Annotated in this window: 15 protein-coding genes and 2 tRNA genes; 14 read left to right on the forward strand and 3 right to left on the reverse strand. The window is 45.9% G+C overall.

Translation table 11 applies throughout. The features are described from left to right. The first annotated feature begins 2 nt into the window (after window positions 1-2). The 14 genes from glmM to vmrA all read left to right on the forward strand — a co-directional run bounded on the left by glmM (window position 3) and on the right by vmrA (window position 14,410). Window positions 3-1,343 carry a phosphoglucosamine mutase gene (glmM, locus tag ABMY42_RS05770; RefSeq protein ID WP_005449157.1) on the forward strand — a complete coding sequence of 447 codons (1,341 nt, stop codon included), beginning with the start codon at window positions 3-5 and terminating at the stop codon, window positions 1,341-1,343. A gap of 225 nt (window positions 1,344-1,568) precedes the next feature. Continuing rightward, complete coding sequence (gene secG / locus ABMY42_RS05775) at window positions 1,569-1,907, forward strand: preprotein translocase subunit SecG (protein ID WP_005449155.1); 339 nt, start codon at window positions 1,569-1,571, stop codon at window positions 1,905-1,907. Between the two features lie 18 nt (window positions 1,908-1,925). After that, window positions 1,926-2,009: transfer RNA gene (locus tag ABMY42_RS05780), tRNA-Leu, on the forward strand. Window positions 2,010-2,065: 56 nt separating this feature from the next. Continuing rightward, a tRNA-Met gene (locus tag ABMY42_RS05785) sits at window positions 2,066-2,142 on the forward strand. 231 nt (window positions 2,143-2,373) lie between these two features. After that, a complete protein-coding gene (rimP, locus tag ABMY42_RS05790) occupies window positions 2,374-2,829 on the forward strand; it encodes a ribosome maturation factor RimP (protein WP_005449153.1) in 456 nt (151 codons plus the stop codon). Window positions 2,830-2,865: 36 nt separating this feature from the next. Beyond that, window positions 2,866-4,353 carry a transcription termination factor NusA gene (gene nusA, locus ABMY42_RS05795; protein WP_005449151.1) on the forward strand — a complete coding sequence of 496 codons (1,488 nt, stop codon included), beginning with the start codon at window positions 2,866-2,868 and terminating at the stop codon, window positions 4,351-4,353. 21 nt (window positions 4,354-4,374) lie between these two features. After that, window positions 4,375-7,062, forward strand: a complete 2,688-nt coding sequence (infB, locus tag ABMY42_RS05800) for a translation initiation factor IF-2 (RefSeq protein WP_005449149.1) — start codon at window positions 4,375-4,377, stop codon at window positions 7,060-7,062. A gap of 109 nt (window positions 7,063-7,171) precedes the next feature. Next, window positions 7,172-7,579 carry a 30S ribosome-binding factor RbfA gene (gene rbfA / locus ABMY42_RS05805; protein WP_005449148.1) on the forward strand — a complete coding sequence of 136 codons (408 nt, stop codon included), beginning with the start codon at window positions 7,172-7,174 and terminating at the stop codon, window positions 7,577-7,579. Beyond that, window positions 7,579-8,523 carry a tRNA pseudouridine(55) synthase TruB gene (truB, locus tag ABMY42_RS05810; RefSeq protein ID WP_005449147.1) on the forward strand — a complete coding sequence of 315 codons (945 nt, stop codon included), beginning with the start codon at window positions 7,579-7,581 and terminating at the stop codon, window positions 8,521-8,523. The genes rbfA and truB overlap by 1 nt, the downstream gene beginning before the upstream one ends. Window positions 8,524-8,672: 149 nt before the next feature. After that, window positions 8,673-8,942 (forward strand): 30S ribosomal protein S15, encoded by a 270-nt coding sequence (rpsO, locus tag ABMY42_RS05815; protein WP_005449146.1) that lies wholly within the window; start codon window positions 8,673-8,675, stop codon window positions 8,940-8,942. 313 nt (window positions 8,943-9,255) lie between these two features. Then, window positions 9,256-11,388, forward strand: a complete 2,133-nt coding sequence (pnp, locus tag ABMY42_RS05820; RefSeq protein WP_005449145.1) for a polyribonucleotide nucleotidyltransferase — start codon at window positions 9,256-9,258, stop codon at window positions 11,386-11,388. 183 nt (window positions 11,389-11,571) lie between these two features. Further along, window positions 11,572-12,495 carry a lipoprotein NlpI gene (gene nlpI, locus ABMY42_RS05825; protein ID WP_005449143.1) on the forward strand — a complete coding sequence of 308 codons (924 nt, stop codon included), beginning with the start codon at window positions 11,572-11,574 and terminating at the stop codon, window positions 12,493-12,495. 97 nt (window positions 12,496-12,592) lie between these two features. Beyond that, entirely contained in the window at window positions 12,593-13,006 is a 414-nt protein-coding gene (locus ABMY42_RS05830) for a MarR family transcriptional regulator (protein WP_050907048.1), read from the forward strand. A gap of 57 nt (window positions 13,007-13,063) precedes the next feature. Further along, the gene (gene vmrA / locus ABMY42_RS05835) at window positions 13,064-14,410 is read left to right on the forward strand and encodes a sodium-coupled multidrug efflux MATE transporter VmrA (RefSeq protein WP_009698720.1); all 1,347 of its coding nucleotides are present in this window, start codon (window positions 13,064-13,066) and stop codon (window positions 14,408-14,410) included. 70 nt (window positions 14,411-14,480) lie between these two features. Here the strand turns inward: vmrA and ABMY42_RS05840 are convergent, their stop codons facing one another. The 3 genes from ABMY42_RS05840 to ABMY42_RS05850 form a co-directional block, all read right to left on the reverse strand. Next, window positions 14,481-15,359: a U32 family peptidase gene (locus tag ABMY42_RS05840; RefSeq protein ID WP_005449138.1), complete on the reverse strand. Its 879-nt coding sequence runs from the start codon at window positions 15,357-15,359 to the stop codon at window positions 14,481-14,483. 20 nt (window positions 15,360-15,379) lie between these two features. Next, on the reverse strand, window positions 15,380-16,393 hold the full coding sequence (locus tag ABMY42_RS05845) for a U32 family peptidase (RefSeq protein ID WP_005431919.1): 1,014 nt from the start codon (window positions 16,391-16,393) through the stop codon (window positions 15,380-15,382). Window positions 16,394-16,542: 149 nt separating this feature from the next. After that, window positions 16,543-18,582 (reverse strand): EAL domain-containing protein, encoded by a 2,040-nt coding sequence (locus tag ABMY42_RS05850; RefSeq protein ID WP_005449136.1) that lies wholly within the window; start codon window positions 18,580-18,582, stop codon window positions 16,543-16,545. Between the last annotated feature and the right edge of the window lie 54 nt (window positions 18,583-18,636).

Here is an 18,636-nt window from a genome sequence, read left to right on the forward strand (position 1 = left end):
TTATGTCTGATAAAAGACGTTATTTTGGTACTGACGGTGTACGCGGGAAAGTAGGACAATACCCAATTACTCCGGACTTTGTACTAAAGCTTGGCTGGGCGGCTGGTCGTGTACTAGCAAAACAAGGCACTAAGAAAGTTATCATCGGTAAAGATACCCGTATTTCAGGTTACATGCTTGAGTCTGCACTTGAAGCTGGTCTAGCTGCGGCAGGTCTAAAGGCTACCTTTACTGGTCCGATGCCAACGCCAGCAGTTGCATACCTAACACAAACTTTCCGAGCGGAAGCTGGTATCGTTATTTCAGCGTCACATAACCCATACTACGATAACGGCATTAAGTTCTTCTCATCTGAGGGGACTAAACTTCCTGATGACATCGAACTGGCTATTGAAGCTGAGCTAGATAAAGATATCGAATGTGTAGAGTCTGCTGAACTTGGTAAAGCAACTCGCCTTAATGACGCCGCGGGTCGTTATATTGAATTTTGTAAGAGCACCTTCCCGTCAGAACTTAGCCTAGCAAACCTTAAGATCGTTGTTGACTGTGCACATGGTGCGACTTACCACATCGCTCCTAACGTATTCAAAGAGTTAGGTGCAGAAGTGATTGCTATGGGTGTTGAGCCAAACGGCACTAACATCAATGCAGAAGTCGGTGCGACAGACGTTCGTGCCCTACAAAAGCGTGTTGTGGAAGAGCAAGCTCACCTTGGTCTTGCATTCGATGGTGATGGCGACCGCATCATGATGGTTGACCATTTGGGCAACAAGATTGACGGCGACCAAATTGCCTACATTATCGCTCGTGATGCTCTACGTCGTGGCGAACTAAAAGGCGGTGTTGTTGGTACGCTAATGACCAACCTAGGTATGGAAAATGGTCTAAAACAACTGGGTATCCCATTTGTTCGTGCCGCAGTTGGTGACCGTTACGTGATGGAGCAACTACTTGCTAAAGGCTGGAAGATTGGCGCTGAAAACTCAGGTCACGTTATCTTACTAGACAAAGTCACTACGGGTGATGCAATTGTTGCTGCACTGCAAGTTCTTGCTTCTGTAGTTGGCAGTGATATGACACTACACGACTTGTCACAAGGCATGACGCTTTATCCTCAGGTACTAGAAAACGTGCGTTTTGCAGGTCAAAGTAACCCACTTGAAGCGCAGGTTGTACTAGACTCAGTAGCGGAAGTGGAAGCTGAGCTTGGTGACAAAGGTCGCGTATTGCTACGTAAATCTGGTACTGAGCCTCTAATCCGAGTCATGGTAGAAGGTGAAGATGCTGAACTTGTACAAAGCTCTGCGCTTAAGATTGCAGAAGCTGTAAAAGCAAGTTGTTAATCATTGCTTTAACCTGTTTTGCGAGAGAAAAGGGCATCTTTTGCCCTTTTTTTGAGCGCTTAATGCGTTAGTGGTGACTTTTTACTAATTTTCCCTTGTCAGCGTTACTGGCTTTCGCTAGTATTGCTCCGCCTCCCGTTAGGAGGTCGCTAGCCTTGTTCATAAATAAACACGATTGTTTTTGAACGGCGCTGGCTCAACAATTTGGAACATAGGTGGAAAAAAATGTTTTCAGTTCTACTTGTGATTTACCTGTTGGCGGCGCTTGGTGTGATTGGCCTTGTGTTGATTCAACAAGGTAAAGGCGCAGATATGGGAGCCTCGTTCGGTGCAGGTGCTTCAAACACAGTGTTTGGTGCAAGCGGCTCAGGTAATTTCTTAACCCGAACAACTGCTATTTTAGCAACCGTATTTTTTATCGTTAGCTTGCTACTTGGTCGTATGTCTACGCACAAGACTGAGTCACAATGGGTAGACCCAACACTAGGTCAACCAGTTGTAGAACAAGTTAAAGATGCAGCAAGTGAAGTTCCAGCACCAGCAGGTGATGAGATTCCACAATAAGCTGTAAAGGTTTATGTAGCCGAGATGGTGAAATTGGTAGACACGCTAGCATGAGGTGCTAGTGCCTTAGGTGTGAGGGTTCGAGTCCCTCTCTCGGCACCATGAATTTACAAACTTGTAAATCACTTGTGTGAGCGTATAATGCTCATCAAGTCGGACGCGGGGTGGAGCAGCTTGGTAGCTCGTCGGGCTCATAACCCGAAGGTCGTCGGTTCAAATCCGGCCCCCGCAACCAATCTCTTCTTTCAGTTGGAAAGGATGATTCGATTGGCAAGTTTGCACAGTGCTAACCACACTGTGAGTTAAGAAAAGCATTTCTTGGCTATTCTTAACGTATCAGGGTCCAGCAGCATAAAACCCCGACTTTCGGGGTTTTTTGTTATCTGAGTTTTTGTAAATGAACTCAGATACTGCTTGGTTTTTTGATTGGGCTCTGAGCCCTTTTTTTGTTTCTGGAGTGGTTCAAATGACTGGTTTAGAAAGACAACTTACTGAAATGCTTGAAGCTCCAGTAGAGGCATCAGGCTACGAGTTGGTTGGATTAGAATTTATTCGTGCGGGTGCGCACTCAACGTTACGCATCTACATCGACCATGAAAATGGTATCAACGTAGATGCTTGTGCAGAAGTAAGCCATCAGGTTAGCGCAGTACTAGACGTTGAAGATCCAATTTCTGTTGCTTACAGCCTAGAAGTTTCTTCTCCAGGCTTAGAAAGACCACTTTTCAAAGCAGCACATTACGAGCAATTTATTGGTCACGAGGTCAGCATCGTATTGAAAATGGCTGTTGCAAACCGTCGTAAGTGGAAAGGTATTATCCACAGCGTAGATGGTGAGACAATCGCAGTTACTTGTGAAGGGCAACAAGAAGAGTTTGCTCTAAGTAACATTTCAAAAGCTAACCTGATCCCTAAATTTTAGTTCCCTAAAAAATTTGAAGCTTAGAGGCTAAATACAATGAGTAAAGAAATTTTAGCGGTAGCAGAAGCGGTATCGAACGAAAAAGCGGTACCTCGTGAGCGTATCTTTGAAGCTCTTGAGATTGCTCTAGCGACTTCTACAAAGAAAAAATACGAAATCGAAATCGATGTACGTGTAGCTATCGACCGTAAAACAGGTGAGTTTGAAACATTCCGCCGTTGGTTGGTTGTAGAAGACGTTGAAAACCCAACAAAAGAAATCTCTCTAGAAGCTGCACAATACGAAGATGCAGACATTCAACTAGGTGATTTCGTAGAAGACGATATCCCGTCAGTTACATTCGACCGTATTACGACTCAAACTGCTAAGCAAGTTATCGTACAAAAAGTACGTGAAGCAGAGCGTGCACAAATCGTAGAACAGTTCATCGACAACGAAGGTGATCTGATCACTGGTGTTGTTAAAAAAGTGAACCGCGATACAGTTGTACTTGATCTAGGTAACAACGCTGAAGCGGTAATCCTACGTGATGACCAACTTCCTCGTGAAAACTTCCGTCCAGGTGACCGTGTTCGTGGTCTTTTGTACAAAGTTGCTCCTGAAGCGCGTGGTTTCCAACTGTTCATCACTCGCTCTAAGCCAGAAATGTTGGCTGAGCTATTCCGCGTAGAAGTGCCAGAAATCGCTGAAGAAATCATCGAACTGAAAGGCGCTGCACGTGATCCAGGTTCTCGCGCTAAGATCGCTGTTAAAACAAACGACAAACGTATCGACCCTGTAGGTGCGTGTGTTGGTATGCGTGGTGCTCGTGTTCAAGCAGTATCTGGCGAACTTGGTGGTGAGCGTATTGATATCGTTCTTTGGGACGATAACCCAGCTCAATTCGTTATCAACGCAATGGCTCCTGCTGACGTTGCTTCTATCATCGTTGATGAAGATGCTCACTCAATGGACATCGCTGTTGAAGCGGACAACCTAGCGCAAGCTATCGGTCGTAACGGTCAGAACGTACGTCTAGCGTCTCAACTAACTGGTTGGGAACTGAACGTAATGACTGTGGCAGATCTTCAGAAGAAACACGCTGAAGAGTCTCAAGCGTCTATCGAAAACTTCATGAAGTACCTAGACATTGAAGAAGACTTCGCTCAATTGCTTGTTGAAGAAGGTTTCTCAACACTAGAAGAAGTTGCGTACGTTCCTGTTAACGAACTACTAGAAGTTGATGGTCTGAACGAAGAGCTTGTAGAAGAGCTTCGTAGCCGTGCGAAAGACGCACTAACGACAATCGCTCTAGCACAAGAAGAGTCATTCGAAGGTCTAGAGCCTGCTGAAGATCTGCTAGGTCTTGAAGGTCTAGAGCGCGAAATGGCGTTTAAACTGGCAGCTAAAGGCGTGGCAACACTAGAAGACCTAGCTGACCAAGGTATCGACGATTTAGAAGGTATTGAAGGCCTGACAGAAGAGCGTGCAGGTGAGCTTATCATGGCTGCACGTAACATCTGTTGGTTCGGCGAAGAAGCATAATATCAGCAAGGAGGAAGCGGCATGACACAATTAACAGTTAAAGCTCTGAGTGAAGAGATTGGTACTCCAGTCGACCGCTTAATGGAACAACTTGCTGACGCTGGCATGAACAAAGCGAGTTCTGACCATGTATCGGATGAGGAGAAGCAGAAGCTTCTCTCTCACCTGAAGAAAGAGCACGGCGATAAGTCGGGCGAATCTGAACCTACTAGACTGACGCTTCAACGTAAGACTCGTAGCACGCTAAGTGTTGCAGCAGGTGGCGGCAAAAGTAAGGATGTTCAAGTAGAAGTGCGTAAGAAGCGCACATATGTGAAGCGCAGCACTATCGAAGACGACGCAAAACGTGAGGCTGAGGAAGCAGCAAAACGTGAAGCTGAAGAGCTTGCGAAGCGTGAGGCTGAAGAACAAGCCAAACGTGAAGCTGCAGAGAAAGCACAGCGCGAAGCCGATGAGAAAGCGAAACGTGAAGCGGATGCAAAACGTGAAGCTGAAGAAAAGGCAAAACGCGCACAAGCTGATAAGGCTAAGAAAGAAATGAATGCAAAAAATGCGGATGCTAATGCGCAAGCTAAGAAAGAAGCTGATGAGCTAAAAGCACGTCAGGAACAAGAAGCTCAACGTAAAGCAGAGCAAGAAGCTGCAAAACTCGTTGAAGAAGCTCGTAAGCTTGCAGAAGAGAACGAAGCTCGTTGGTCTGAAGAAGAGACTAAGAAGAAAGAGCTAGAGAACTCTGACTACCACGTAACTACTTCTCGTTACGCACGTGAAGCTGAAGATGCAGCTGACCGTCAACAAGAAGGCGGTGCACGTCGTAAGAAGAAGAAACCAGCTGGCAAAGAAGAACAATCACGCGGTGGTCGTAACCAACGTGGTGGCAAGGGCCGTAACAAAGGCAAACTTGCTAAACCAACTTCTATGCAACACGGTTTCGACAAGTCTGCGACTGTAGCGAAACAAGATGTAGTAATTGGTGAGACAATCGTTCTTTCTGAACTTGCTAACAAGATGTCGGTTAAAGCGACAGAAGTTATCAAAGTAATGATGAAGATGGGCGCTATGGCGACTATCAACCAAGTGATCGACCAAGAAACAGCACAACTTGTTGCTGAAGAAATGGGTCACAAGGTAGTTCTTCGTAAAGAGAACGAACTGGAAGAAGCAGTACTATCTGATCGTGATACAAACGCAGAAGCAGTGCCTCGCGCTCCAGTTGTAACAATCATGGGTCACGTTGACCACGGTAAAACGTCAACACTTGACTACATCCGTCGTACTCACGTTGCTTCAGGCGAAGCGGGCGGTATCACGCAGCACATCGGTGCGTACCACGTTGAAACTGACAACGGCATGATCACGTTCCTTGATACTCCTGGACACGCGGCGTTTACCGCTATGCGTGCTCGTGGTGCTCAAGCGACAGATATCGTTGTTCTTGTAGTAGCAGCAGACGATGGCGTGATGCCACAAACAGTTGAAGCGATCCAGCACGCGAAAGCGGCAGGCGTTCCTCTGATTGTTGCTGTGAACAAGATCGATAAAGAAGACGCGAACCCAGACAACGTTAAGAATGAGCTAGCTCAATACGACGTAATCCCTGAGGAGTGGGGTGGTGAGAACATGTTCGTTCACATCTCTGCTAAACAGGGTACAAATATCGACGGTCTTCTAGAAGCAATCCTTCTTCAGTCTGAAGTTCTAGAGCTTACAGCTGTAGCAGAAGGCATGGCGTCTGGTGTTGTTGTTGAATCTCGTCTAGATAAAGGTCGTGGTCCAGTAGCAACAGTACTTGTTCAATCAGGTACGCTAAACAAAGGCGACATCGTTCTTTGTGGTCAAGAATACGGCCGTGTTCGTGCAATGCGTGACGAACTAGGTAAAGAAATCACAGAAGCTGGTCCATCTATCCCTGTAGAGATCCTAGGTCTTTCAGGCGTACCATCTTCAGGTGACGAAGCAACAGTAGTACGTGACGAGCGTAAAGCACGTGAAGTAGCGAACTACCGTGCTGGTAAGTTCCGTGAAGTGAAACTTGCTCGTCAGCAGAAATCTAAACTAGAGAACATGTTCTCTAACATGACTGCTGGTGAAGTTGCTGAGCTAAACGTAGTTCTTAAAGCAGACGTACAAGGTTCTGTGGAAGCGATTGCTGACTCACTACTGAAACTGTCTACTGACGAAGTGAAAGTAAACATCGTTGGTTCTGGTGTTGGTGGTATTACAGAAACTGATGCAGTTCTTGCAGAAGCTTCTAACGCAATCATCCTTGGCTTTAACGTACGTGCTGATGCATCTGCTCGTCGTGCGATTGAAGCAGCAAGCGTTGATCTGCGTTACTACTCAATCATTTACCAATTGATTGACGAAGTTAAACAAGCAATGGGCGGTATGCTTGCTCCAGAATTCAAGCAAGAAATCATTGGTCTTGCTGAAGTACGTGACGTATTTAAGTCACCGAAACTGGGCGCAATCGCTGGTTGTATGGTTACTGAAGGTCTAATTAAGCGTAACAACCCAATCCGCGTTCTACGCGACAACGTTGTTATCTACGAAGGTGAGCTAGAATCACTTCGTCGCTTTAAAGATGACGTTCAAGAAGTTAAGAATGGCTACGAGTGTGGTATCGGCGTTAAGAACTACAACGACGTTCGCGTGGGCGACCAGATCGAAGTATTCGAAATCGTTGAAGTAAAACGTACTCTAGACTAATTGACTAAAATTACTAACCGTCTGAAAGACAAATAGTAATTGGTTGTTGAATACACCATGGGGGGCTGGCTTGACCATCCCCCCATTCTTTCTATCTAAGAGAATGAATATGTCAAAAGAATTTAGCCGCACGCAGCGCGTATCACAGCAGCTGCAAAAAGAACTAGCGATGATCCTTCAACGCGAAGTTCGTGACTCTCGCCTAGGCATGGTTACGATTTCAGATGTAGAAGTATCACGAGATCTTGCTTACGCAAAAGTATTCGTTACTTTCCTATGCGTGGGTGAGCAGACGCCAGAATCATGCCTAGCAGCGCTACGTGAGCACGAAGTGCACATCCGAATGATGCTAGGTAAGCGTATTCGCCTACGTCTAACGCCTGAAATCCGTTTCTACTACGATAACACGCTAGTAGAAGGTATGCGCATGTCGAACCTAGTTTCTGAAGTTGTGAGCGAAGATAAACGCAAACAACAAGATTCTGGTCGCGAAGAAGATCAGGCAGGGGAAGAGTAATGGCTCGTCGTCGTAAAGGTCGTCCAATTAATGGCGTTATCTTGTTGGATAAACCAACAGGTATTTCTTCAAATGATGCACTGCAAAAAGTAAAGCGTATCTACTTTGCTGAGAAAGCGGGTCATACGGGTGCATTGGACCCATTAGCGACGGGCATGTTGCCAATCTGCTTAGGCGAAGCAACCAAGTTTTCTCAGTTCTTGTTGGATTCAGACAAGCGCTACCGTGTAATCGCAAAACTGGGTGAGCGCACTGATACGTCTGACTCTGATGGCGAAGTGGTAGAGACACGTCCTATTGATGTGAATCTGGAGAAGCTAGAAGCGTGCATTGATACGTTCCGTGGTGAATCAGACCAAGTACCTTCGATGTTCTCAGCATTGAAATACCAAGGCAAGCCGTTGTACGAGTACGCTCGCAAAGGCATTGAAGTACCACGTGAATCTCGCAAGATCACGGTATATGAAATCGTACTTCACCGTTTTGAAGGTGATGAAGTTGAGATGGAAGTGCACTGCTCAAAAGGTACTTACATCCGTACAATTGTTGATGACCTAGGTGAGATGCTTGGTTGTGGCGCACACGTGACTATGCTTCGTCGTACTGGTGTTGCTAAATACCCGTACGAAAAAATGGTGACGCTAGAGCAACTTAATGAGCTGCTTGAGCAAGCGCATCGTGATGAAGTGGCACCAAAAGAGTTGCTTGATCCACTGCTACTGCCAATGGACACTGCCGTTGAAGATTTACCCGAGGTAAACCTAAACGCAGAGCTGACTAACCTAGTACAACACGGTATGCCCGTGCAGGTGTTGGGTGCGCCAGAGGGTACGCCAATTCGTATGACTTCTGGTGAAGAGAAGCTGTTTATCGGTGTAGCAGAAGTTAACGACGATGGAAAAGTAGCACCAAAACGTTTGGTGGTTTTCCGCGACGAAGAGTAACTTCGCAAAGCTTAAAAAATACCGGCATCATTGCCGGTATTTTTATATTGCGCGAGTGAGGAAACTTCCTTATAATTCGCGCTCCTCGTGTCGGCTGAATCAGAGATTGGCTGGCACAAATATTAACCTACTCTTATTAGGAGAGAATTATGTCTCTGAATGCAGAAACTAAAGCAGCAATCGTTGCAGAATACGCACAAGGCGAAGGCGACACTGGTTCACCAGAAGTTCAAGTAGCTCTACTTACAGCTTCTATCAACCACCTACAAGGTCACTTCAAAGCACACAAAGGCGATCACCACAGCCGTCGTGGTCTTCTACGTATGGTTTCTCGTCGTCGTAAGCTTCTAGATTACCTAAAAGGTAAAGATCTAGCTCGCTACCAAGACCTAATCAAGCGTCTAGGCCTACGTCGCTAATAAGCGACTGCATAGCAGTTTGTCTAAAAGGGGCTTTATGCCCCTTTTTTGTTGCCTGTTACTTATTTTGACTGCTATAGCTTAGCCAAATCAGACTTATGCCGTTATACTACACGCGGCTTAATCTCGTTTAGAGATTTTCACTAAGCTCATTGCATTACAGTCAACCTCGTCGACCAAAAGGTCGCGACTATTAAAAGTGAACTGAATACTAAGTTAGTTTGTTTTTACTAGTCGCGATTCGTAATGCCTTGGGTATCAATCAATACTCTCTAAGCAAATCAATCGATGCGCTTGGAAACAAGGAATAACAATGTTCGAAAAACCAGTTGTTAAAACGTTCCAGTACGGTAACCACACAGTTACTCTAGAAACTGGCGTTATCGCACGTCAAGCTACGGCTGCAGTAATGGTTACTATGGACGATACAGCAGTATTCGTTTCTGTAGTTGGTAAAAAAGAAGCGGTTGAAGGTCAAGACTTCTTCCCTCTAACAGTTAACTACCAAGAGCGTACTTACGCAGCAGGTAAAATCCCTGGTGGTTTCTTCAAGCGTGAAGGTCGTCCTTCTGAAGGCGAAACGCTAACGGCTCGTCTAATCGACCGTCCAATCCGTCCTCTATTCCCAGATGCATTCAAAAACGAAGTTCAAGTTATCGCGACAGTAGTATCTGTGAACCCAGACGTTCAACCAGACATCCCAACGATGATTGGTACGTCTGCTGCGCTAGCTATCTCTGGTATCCCGTTCAACGGTCCTATCGGTGCTGCACGTGTTGGTCACATCGACGGTCAGCTAGTACTTAACCCAAGCAACACTGAGCTAGAAGCATCTAAGCTAGACCTAGTTGTTGCGGGTACTGAATCTGCAGTACTAATGGTTGAATCAGAAGCTGACAACCTAACTGAAGAAGAAATGCTATCTGCTGTTGTATTCGGTCACGATCAACAACAAGCGGTAATCAAAGCAATCAACGAATTCAAAGCTGAAGTCGCTACTCCTGCTTGGGATTGGGTTGCACCAGAAGAAAACACAGCGCTTGTAACTAAGATTGCTGAACTTGCTGAAGCTAAACTGGTTGAAGCTTACCAAATCACTGAGAAAATGGCTCGTTACGACCGCATCCACGAGATTGCTGGTGAAGTTAACGAAGTTCTTCTTGCTGAAGATCCAGAAGCAAACACAAAAGAAATCCACACTATCTTCCACGATCTAGAGAAGACTGTTGTACGTCGTAGCATCATCGCTGGTAACCCACGTATTGATGGTCGTGAAAAAGACATGGTTCGTGCGCTAGACGTACGTACTGGTGTTCTTCCACGTACACACGGTTCTTCACTATTTACTCGTGGTGAAACTCAGGCGCTAGTAACTGCGACTCTAGGCACGCAGCGTGATGCTCAAATCATCGACGAACTAACGGGTGAGCGTAAAGATCACTTCCTACTACACTACAACTTCCCTCCGTACTGTGTAGGCGAAACTGGTTTTGTAGGTTCTCCTAAGCGTCGTGAAATCGGTCACGGTAAACTGGCTAAACGCGGTATCGCAGCAGTAATGCCTTCTGTTGATGAGTTCCCATACACAGTACGTGTTGTATCGGAAATCACTGAATCTAACGGTTCATCATCAATGGCTTCTGTATGTGGTACTTCTCTTGCTCTTATGGATGCAGGTGTGCCAATCAAGTCTTCTGTTGCGGGTATCGCAATGGGTCTTGTTAAAGAAGGCGACGACTTCGTTGTTCTTTCAGACATCCTTGGTGACGAAGACCACCTAGGTGACATGGACTTTAAAGTAGCGGGTACTAACACTGGTATCACTGCACTTCAAATGGACATCAAGATCGAAGGTATCACTAAAGAGATCATGCAAATTGCGCTTAACCAAGCTCAAGGCGCACGTAAGCACATCCTATCTGTAATGGATGAAGCTATCTCTGGTGCTCGTGAAGACATCTCTGAATTCGCTCCTCGCATTCACACAATGAAGATCAGCGCAGAGAAGATCAAAGACGTTATCGGTAAAGGTGGTGCAGTTATCCGTGCTCTAACTGAAGAGACTGGTACTACTATCGAAATCGAAGACGACGGTACGATCAAGATTGCTGCAACTGAAGGTGCAGCAGCGAAAGAAGCTATCCGCCGCATCGAAGAGATCACTGCTGAAGTTGAAGTAGGCCGTATCTACACTGGTAAAGTTGCACGTCTAGCTGACTTTGGTGCATTCGTAACGGTTCTTCCTGGTAAAGATGGTCTAGTACACATCTCTCAAATCGCTGAAAAACGCGTTGAGAAAGTGTCTGACTACCTAACTGAAGGTCAAGAAGTTCAAGTTAAAGTTCTTGAAATCGACCGTCAAGGTCGCGTACGTCTAAGCATGAAAGAAGCAGTAGAGAAGCCAGCAGAAGAAGCGTCTGACGCATCTGAAGCTAAAGGCGAGTAATCTAAGATTCGACTTTTGGTCTTTTATTAGCTTAAGAGCCTGAAAGCATGCTATAAAAGGGGAGCATTTTCGCTCCCCTTTTTTTTGGCCTGTTTCGTCAAGTTTAGCCTCAAGCGAAGTTAAATATCCTATAGTGCATAAAGAGAAACAGACCCAGAGCGGTCCAAACAGGAGTACCAATTAGTGAAATGGTTTCAAACCGCAAGTTTATGTGTCGCTATCGCGCTGACCGGTTGTGCTAACACCTCTCAACAATCGGCACAAAAGTGGATCTATCCTCCGATGGCGGTACCGCTACAACCAAGCGTGCAACAAGAAGTCCAGATTGCTCGTCTTTCTCAGTTATTACAACGTCCAGATTTGAGTGACGAAGTTCGCGCTAAGATGCATTACGAGCGCGGTAACTACTACGACAGCGTTGGTTTGCGTGATCTTGCCCGTTTGGATTTTAATCAGTCTTTGCAACTTAACCCTGCTCAACCAGATATCTTTAACCTACTAGGGGTGTATTTCACTCAAGTTGGTGAGTTTGATGCGGCTTACGAAGCATTTGATTCGACATTAGAGCTTGCACCAGAGAATTCATACGCAGAGCGTAACCGCGCGATTGCGCTTTACTATGGTGGTCGTATCGATCTGGCTTTAGAAGACATGACCAAGCATTACCAAGAAATGCCGAGCGACCCATTCCGCGCGTTATGGTTGTACATTATCGAAGCAGAACAAAATCCAGAGCAAGCGAAAGCGAACCTAGAAAAGCGTTACCAACGCGATCGCAGTGAAGAGTGGGGCTGGGTTCTAGTTGCCATCATGTTGCGTGATGTATCTGATGACGCAGCGTTAAAAGCCATCATGGATGGTACGCGTGAAAACTACCGTCTTGCTGAGCGTCTAACAGAAACTTACTTCTACCTTGGTAAGCGTTACCAACTAGAAGGTGATATTGCTGATGCGATTTCACTGTACAAGCTAGCAATCTCTTTCAACGTTTATGAATACGTAGAGCACCGTTACTCTTTCTTGGAACTGGCGCAAATCTACGATCAGTTGCAGCAAGAACAACTTGCTAAGCTCAAAGCTGAGCAACAGAAGCAAGAAGAAAAATAGCCATTAGCCGCTCAACTAGAGCGGCTTTTTTGTGCTTGAAGAATTTGGTGAGCTTCTCTAAAATAGTTAGCCTTGCTAACTAAATGAGCGAAACGTAATGGCATTAGAAAAAAGCCTGATCGATTTAGAACGCTTTTGTGCAAAGGCGTGGCGAGTGTATGCCAAAGAAGATCCGCTTTCGCACCTGAGCTTTAATGAGTTTGATTACTTGCGAGTGATCCAGCTTCATTCAGAAGGTATACGCATTACTGACTTGGCGGAAGAGCTTCAAGTTACCAAGCCTTCGGCTTCAAACATGGTGGTTCGTTTGGAGAGAAAGGGCTTGGTGAAGCGTATTGCTTGTAATGAAGATGCTCGTTCTAAGCGCGTGCTGCTAACAGAAGAAGTGATCGAAGAAATGTCATTGGAACAGGTGGTATATAAAGACATTTCACAGCAGCTTATGTGTAAGTTGGATGCGAAAGAAGCACAGCAATTGAAAGCGCTATTAGATAAAGCGCTCGGAAACTAAACCTATTTTTTATTCTTTTATCTATTTAGTTAGCCTTGCTAACTATTGGTGGTAGTCATGCAAAACTCTATTTATAAACAGTTTTGGAAATACACAATTCCGACCGTCGCAGCCATGCTGGTCAACGGTTTATACCAAGTCGTTGATGGTATCTTTATTGGTCGTTATGTAGGTGCTGATGGATTAGCGGGGATCAACGTTGCGTGGCCGATCATTGGCTCGATACTCGGTATTGGTATGATGGTGGGCGTGGGTACGGGCGCTCTAGCCTCTATCAAGCAGGGGGAAAAAGACCGTGAGGGCGCGAAACGCATCCTTTCTACTGGTTTATTGCTTTTAGTCGCTTTGATGCCAGTTGTAGCAACAACATTGTTCTTCTTCGCCGATGATTTTATTCGCTGGCAAGGCGCGGAAGGTCGTGTTTATGAACTTGGTTTGCAGTATCTGCACATCTTAAGCGTCGCGTGTGTGTTCTCGCTTGGGTCAATTGCGGTGCCGTTCTTGTTGCGCAATGACGATAGCCCGAATTTAGCCACCATTTTGATGGTGATTGGTGCTGTCATCAATATCGTGCTCGATTATATCTTTATCGCTTGGCTTGGCTGGGAGCTTAAAGGAGCGGCAATCGCAACTGCGTTAGCGCAGATGGTGGTGACGATTCTTGGTGTTGGTTACTTCTTTACTGCAAGAGCGAAGATGCGCCTGTCGACTGGCGATCTGAAAATGCAGTTTGATGTCATCCCTAAGATTGTCATGATCGGCACATCGAGCTTCTTTATGTATGCCTATGGCTCAATGATGGTGGCACTTCACAATGCGCTATTTGCCCAATACGGCAGTGCATTGCTTATTGGCGCTTACGCTATCTTGGGCTACATAGTGACGGTTTACTATTTGATTGCGGAAGGCATTGCCAATGGTATGCAACCTCTAGTGAGCTACAACCATGGTGCGCGTAATCAAGACAATATTCGTAAGCTGTTGAAGGTTGCAATGGGGACTTCGGTGCTAGGTGGGGTTGCGTTTGTTATTCTGATGAACATTTTCCCATACGAGTTTGTGTCCGTGTTTAACAACGCCGACCAACATCTTATTGATGCGACGGTAGTGGGGATTCGTCTCCATATGTTTGCGCTGTTCTTAGATGGCTTCTTGGTGGTTGCCGCAGCGTACTACCAATCGGTGAACAAAGGCAGCAAAGCGATGTTCGTGACCATTGGTAATATGGTGATTCAATTGCCGTTCTTATTCATTATGCCAAAGCTATTCGGTGTTACTGGTATCTGGATTGCGTTCCCATTGTCTAACATAGCTTTGAGCTTAGTGGTGATGACAATGCTGTGGCGCGATATAAAGAAGCTAATGAACGAGAGCTCTGTAGAGCCAAGTATTCAAGCGTCTTAACGACGAATAAAAATAAAAAAGCGAGGTTATAACCTCGCTTTTTTATTGCTTTGAAGCCCGTGAGAAAGAGTTAGATGTTCTTCACTTCCAGACCCGCAAGCTGATGCCAATAACCGTTACATTGGCGGTCTTGGATCTTGCCTGGGTTAGTACCTTTCTCATTGGAACGGAACTGATCCAGTTCAGAGAAGGTGCTAAGACCAAGTGGGCTCAAACGTACCACGTCAACCAGACCTTCCATGCTTGGTAGATCGTTGATCAGGTTGTAGCAGTAACCAGACTGAGTTTGGATACCGTTTAGGTTAAATACTTCCTGACCCTCTTGGCTGCTTACTTTAATGCCCGTTGGGTACTTAATACAGCAGGTTTCGCAGTCATCTTTGGCTTTGTTTTCTGCACGAGCTGTAAAGCAGCGCGCCGAGTAAGCCAGAGGCAGATAACCATGACTGAAGACTTCTACTTCAAACTTATTACGAATACCAAGTTCATCACATTGAACCAGCGTGTTGCTGAGCCATTCGCGCGATAGTTCTACTGGCATGCACCAGCGGATCATACCTTGTTTTAGGAACAAGTTAAGCGTGTGAGCGTTGTAAGTATTAACCGCAGGACCAACGACGAAAGGCACTTTATGCTCAGAAGCCAGTTGAACCGCGGACACGTCATTGGCTTCAATCGCGAAGTCACCGTTGTCGATGTACTTCTTCATGATGTTCACTTCACTTGGCGCTTCTAATAGTGCCATCGTTGATAGCACGACTTGTTTGCCAGATGCAGAGAGTTCTTTCGCGATATCGAACCAATGTGCTGGCTTCATTTCACGACGTTTCGAACATACGGTTTCACCAAGGTAGATGATGTCCGCAGAGCTTGATTTTGCTTGTTCATAAAACGCTTCAACGTCTTGCTTTGGCCAGAAGTACAACAGTGGACCAAGCGCGTATTTCATTGAGTTATCCATTTTAACCTCTACTGCCATTTACGGTGGTAAGCACCAAGAGTGGTTTGCGTGCCTTCAGACACGTTTGCCAACGCTGCATCCCAAGCCGCTTCTACTTGGTAAGCTTCTGGGTTTGCTTGGTAGCGATCAATCGCTGCACGCCATGTGCGCGTTACTTGTTCTACGTACGCAGGACTCCGTTGGCGACCTTCAATTTTTACTGAAGCGACATTAGCGGCAAATAGCTCTGGCAGCATCGACAGGGTGTTCAAACTGGTTGGTTCTTCCAGTGCGTGATAACGTTTTTTCTCGCCTTCAATTTCAGCTTCAAAACGACCTTTACACAAAGTTGGGTAGCCTGCGTTTTCACCGGCACTGTAGCGATCGATCAGAATATCGTTAAGACGAGACTCTAGACCGTTTTCTGTTTCTTGCCAGCGAACGTATTTCGCCGGAGAGCACGCACCAACGGTGTTTGGTGATTCGCCAGTCATGTATGAAGACAGGTAGCAACGACCTTCTGACATGATGCATAGGCTACCAAAAGCAAAGACTTCCAGCTCGACATCGCTGGTGATGTTGCGAGAAAGCTGTTTTACCTGATGGATAGACAATACGCGAGGCAGTACAACACGTTTTACGTTGAAGTTTTGCTTGTAGAAATCTACCGCTGCAACGTTGGTCGCTGATGCTTGCACAGAAAGGTGCAGTTCGAGTTCTGGGTATTTGCGAGCAGCGTACTCAAGTACCGCAATGTCAGCCACGATAAGCGCGTCCACACCCAATGCTGCGGCATTGTCGACAGCGTTTGTCCAACGTTCGAAACCATTTGGATGGGCAAATGTGTTTAATGCAACGTGGATCTTTTTGTTGCGGTCATGAACGTATTGCACCGCTTTTTCAAGCTTCTTGCCGTTGAAGTTCAGACCAGCAAAGTGACGAGCGTTGGTATCGTCTTTAAAGCCGATGTATACGGCGTCTGCACCGCAATCAATCGCGGTTTTTAGCGCAGGCAAGTTACCCGCAGGACACAAGAGTTCCATATGCTCACAATCATAGAGAATAAAAAGGTGCCCGCATTTTATGAAGAATTATGAATAGCGAAATTGACCTAAGTTAGGTTTAGCTCAATAAAGTTGAGATTTACCCCTTGAGAGTAAGGGGTAACACTCAGATTTTGTTGCAGTTGAGATCAGTTCTTATGACGGCGGTTTTGCGCAAACAACTCTTCCACTTCGTGTTTAGGTTGAGGACGGTAGAAATGGAAGCCCTGAATCGAGTTACATTGCAGGTTCGATAGCAGTGTTGCTTGCTGGTGGGTTTCTACACCTTCGGCAACAACGGTCAAATCTAATGATTTACCAAGATTGATGATGTTCTCAATCACCGTCACCTGTTTCGGTAGTGTATCGATGTCGTTGATAAACGCACGGTCGATTTTTAATTCATCGATAGGGAAGCGTGCTAAGTAGGAAAGGGAAGAGTAACCAGTACCGAAATCATCGATAGACAGCGCGAAACCAAGCTTCTTGATCGCATTAAGCATTTGCAAAGTGTGTTCGCTATCGCTCATTACCGCACTTTCGGTGAGCTCAAAGGTAATGCAGCTTGGGTCAAGTTCAGTAGTGCGCAGTAACTTCTCCATATAGTCGATCAGTTGTGGGTTACCGAACTGCTCTGGAGAAAGGTTGATCGCCACGCGTCCCGGTAGAATGCCTTGCAGTTTCCAACGTTTTACTGTGTTAAACACATCGCGCATGACCACGCGACCAAGATGTTCAATTAAGCCTGCACGCTCGGCGACAGGGATAAATGCGCCCGGGCTGATGTAGCCTTCGACTGGGTGCTTCCAACGTACAAGCGCTTCGGCGCCGTTAATGCTGAAGTCACGCGCGTTAACCTTCGGCTGGTACCAGACTTCCAACCCGTTTTGCTGCAAGGCTTTCTGCAGTTCAATTTCTAGCCATAAACGCATGCGCGCTTCTTTGTTCATCTGATCGTTGAATTTAATCAGACGGTTCCGACCGCGATCTTTCGCTTCATACATTGCAGTGTCAGCATTTTGCAGCAGAATGCGTGCATCTTGCCCATCTTCTGGGTAACGCACACTACCGATAGAGCATGCAAGGCGTTTACTGAAGTGATGGAGATCGAAAGGTTGGTTAATCAGAGAAATAATGCGCTCAGAGAGAATCTCCGCCATGCGAGTGTTTTCTGGCTCAGGCAGAATGATACCAAACTCATCGCCGCCCAAGTGCCCAATGATGGCTTGATTAGGTAAAGATCGTTTTAAGCGGGCGGAGACTTCTTGAATCACTTTGTCACCGATGTGGTGACCAAGTGAGTCGTTAATGTTCTTAAAGTTATCGATGTCGAGGTAGAAAACCAGCAACGGTGTCTGGCTCTTAATCAGTTGCTCTAATCGTTTCGTAAAGCCAAAGCGGTTATACAGTTTGGTCAGTGAATCGATGTGTGCGTCTTCATTGGAATTAGAAGAGAGCAGCTTGGGCGCGTCATCGGCATCTTGGATCAAAATGATTTGAGATTCACTCCCAAGAATTGCTGTGGTATCAGCATGCAACTGAACTTTCCGTTCGAAGCCACAGCGGGCGCTGGTCAGACACACAAAAGGTTTTTCAGAAAGTAATGTGCTGATGCGATGGGTGAAGACTTTTTTGCTGTTTTCATCGATAAACAAGCGAGTCAGCTCTTCACCAAGTAGCTCATGAGGCGAGTTCAACCCGAGTAAACGTGCGGAGGCTGGGTTGGCAGAGATGATGATGTCATCTTCTACCAATAACAAACCGTCAGGCAGTAATTGGGTTAATTTGGCGAACTTACTTTCTGACTCTTCTAAAGAACGAACCAGAATTTGTTTCTCAGACGTATCGATGGCGTGGAAGACCACGAAGCGGATTTCATTTTCTTCATGAACTGGAGAAAGGCTAAAGTGAAGGCTGGTTTCAAGGTCCGTTTCGTCAAGCGTGATTTCCGCTTCAACATGATCGCCTTTGAACGCGCGTTGGTAGTAGGGCGCGAGCTTCTTATAGAACTGCTCTCCCAGTACTTGGCTGTCGTTCAGACCAACGATGTCGTCGTGTCCTAAGCCTGCAATGTCACAATAGCGATCACTTACCATTCGATAATTGTGTTTCTTATCAAGAATGGCAAAAAAGAATGGGCTATTTGAGGTAAGCGTTGCAAACCAATGTTGTAATTGCTGGGAAGGCATTAAGGTGTTACCGATCTCCAATGAGCCTGATTATTCGTCCGTGTAATAAAAACG

This window comes from Vibrio sp. SSH13-20, assembly GCF_040104475.1.
GTDB lineage: Bacteria > Pseudomonadota > Gammaproteobacteria > Enterobacterales > Vibrionaceae > Vibrio > Vibrio harveyi.

Bases quoted from the DNA above. Each gene is read 5' to 3' on its own strand.
- vmrA (WP_009698720.1), top strand. From the start codon at position 13,064: ATGCAAAACTCTATTTATAAACAGTTTTGGAAATACACAATTCCGACC.
- secG (WP_005449155.1), top strand. From the start codon at position 1,569: ATGTTTTCAGTTCTACTTGTGATTTACCTGTTGGCGGCGCTTGGTGTG.
- pnp (WP_005449145.1), top strand. From the start codon at position 9,256: ATGTTCGAAAAACCAGTTGTTAAAACGTTCCAGTACGGTAACCACACA.
- rimP (WP_005449153.1), top strand. From the start codon at position 2,374: ATGACTGGTTTAGAAAGACAACTTACTGAAATGCTTGAAGCTCCAGTA.
- ABMY42_RS05840 (WP_005449138.1), bottom strand. From the start codon at position 15,359: ATGAAATACGCGCTTGGTCCACTGTTGTACTTCTGGCCAAAGCAAGAC.
- ABMY42_RS05845 (WP_005431919.1), bottom strand. From the start codon at position 16,393: ATGGAACTCTTGTGTCCTGCGGGTAACTTGCCTGCGCTAAAAACCGCG.
- ABMY42_RS05830 (WP_050907048.1), top strand. From the start codon at position 12,593: ATGGCATTAGAAAAAAGCCTGATCGATTTAGAACGCTTTTGTGCAAAG.
- truB (WP_005449147.1), top strand. From the start codon at position 7,579: ATGGCTCGTCGTCGTAAAGGTCGTCCAATTAATGGCGTTATCTTGTTG.
- glmM (WP_005449157.1), top strand. From the start codon at position 3: ATGTCTGATAAAAGACGTTATTTTGGTACTGACGGTGTACGCGGGAAA.
- rpsO (WP_005449146.1), top strand. From the start codon at position 8,673: ATGTCTCTGAATGCAGAAACTAAAGCAGCAATCGTTGCAGAATACGCA.
- ABMY42_RS05850 (WP_005449136.1), bottom strand. From the start codon at position 18,582: ATGCCTTCCCAGCAATTACAACATTGGTTTGCAACGCTTACCTCAAAT.
- infB (WP_005449149.1), top strand. From the start codon at position 4,375: ATGACACAATTAACAGTTAAAGCTCTGAGTGAAGAGATTGGTACTCCA.
- nusA (WP_005449151.1), top strand. From the start codon at position 2,866: ATGAGTAAAGAAATTTTAGCGGTAGCAGAAGCGGTATCGAACGAAAAA.
- rbfA (WP_005449148.1), top strand. From the start codon at position 7,172: ATGTCAAAAGAATTTAGCCGCACGCAGCGCGTATCACAGCAGCTGCAA.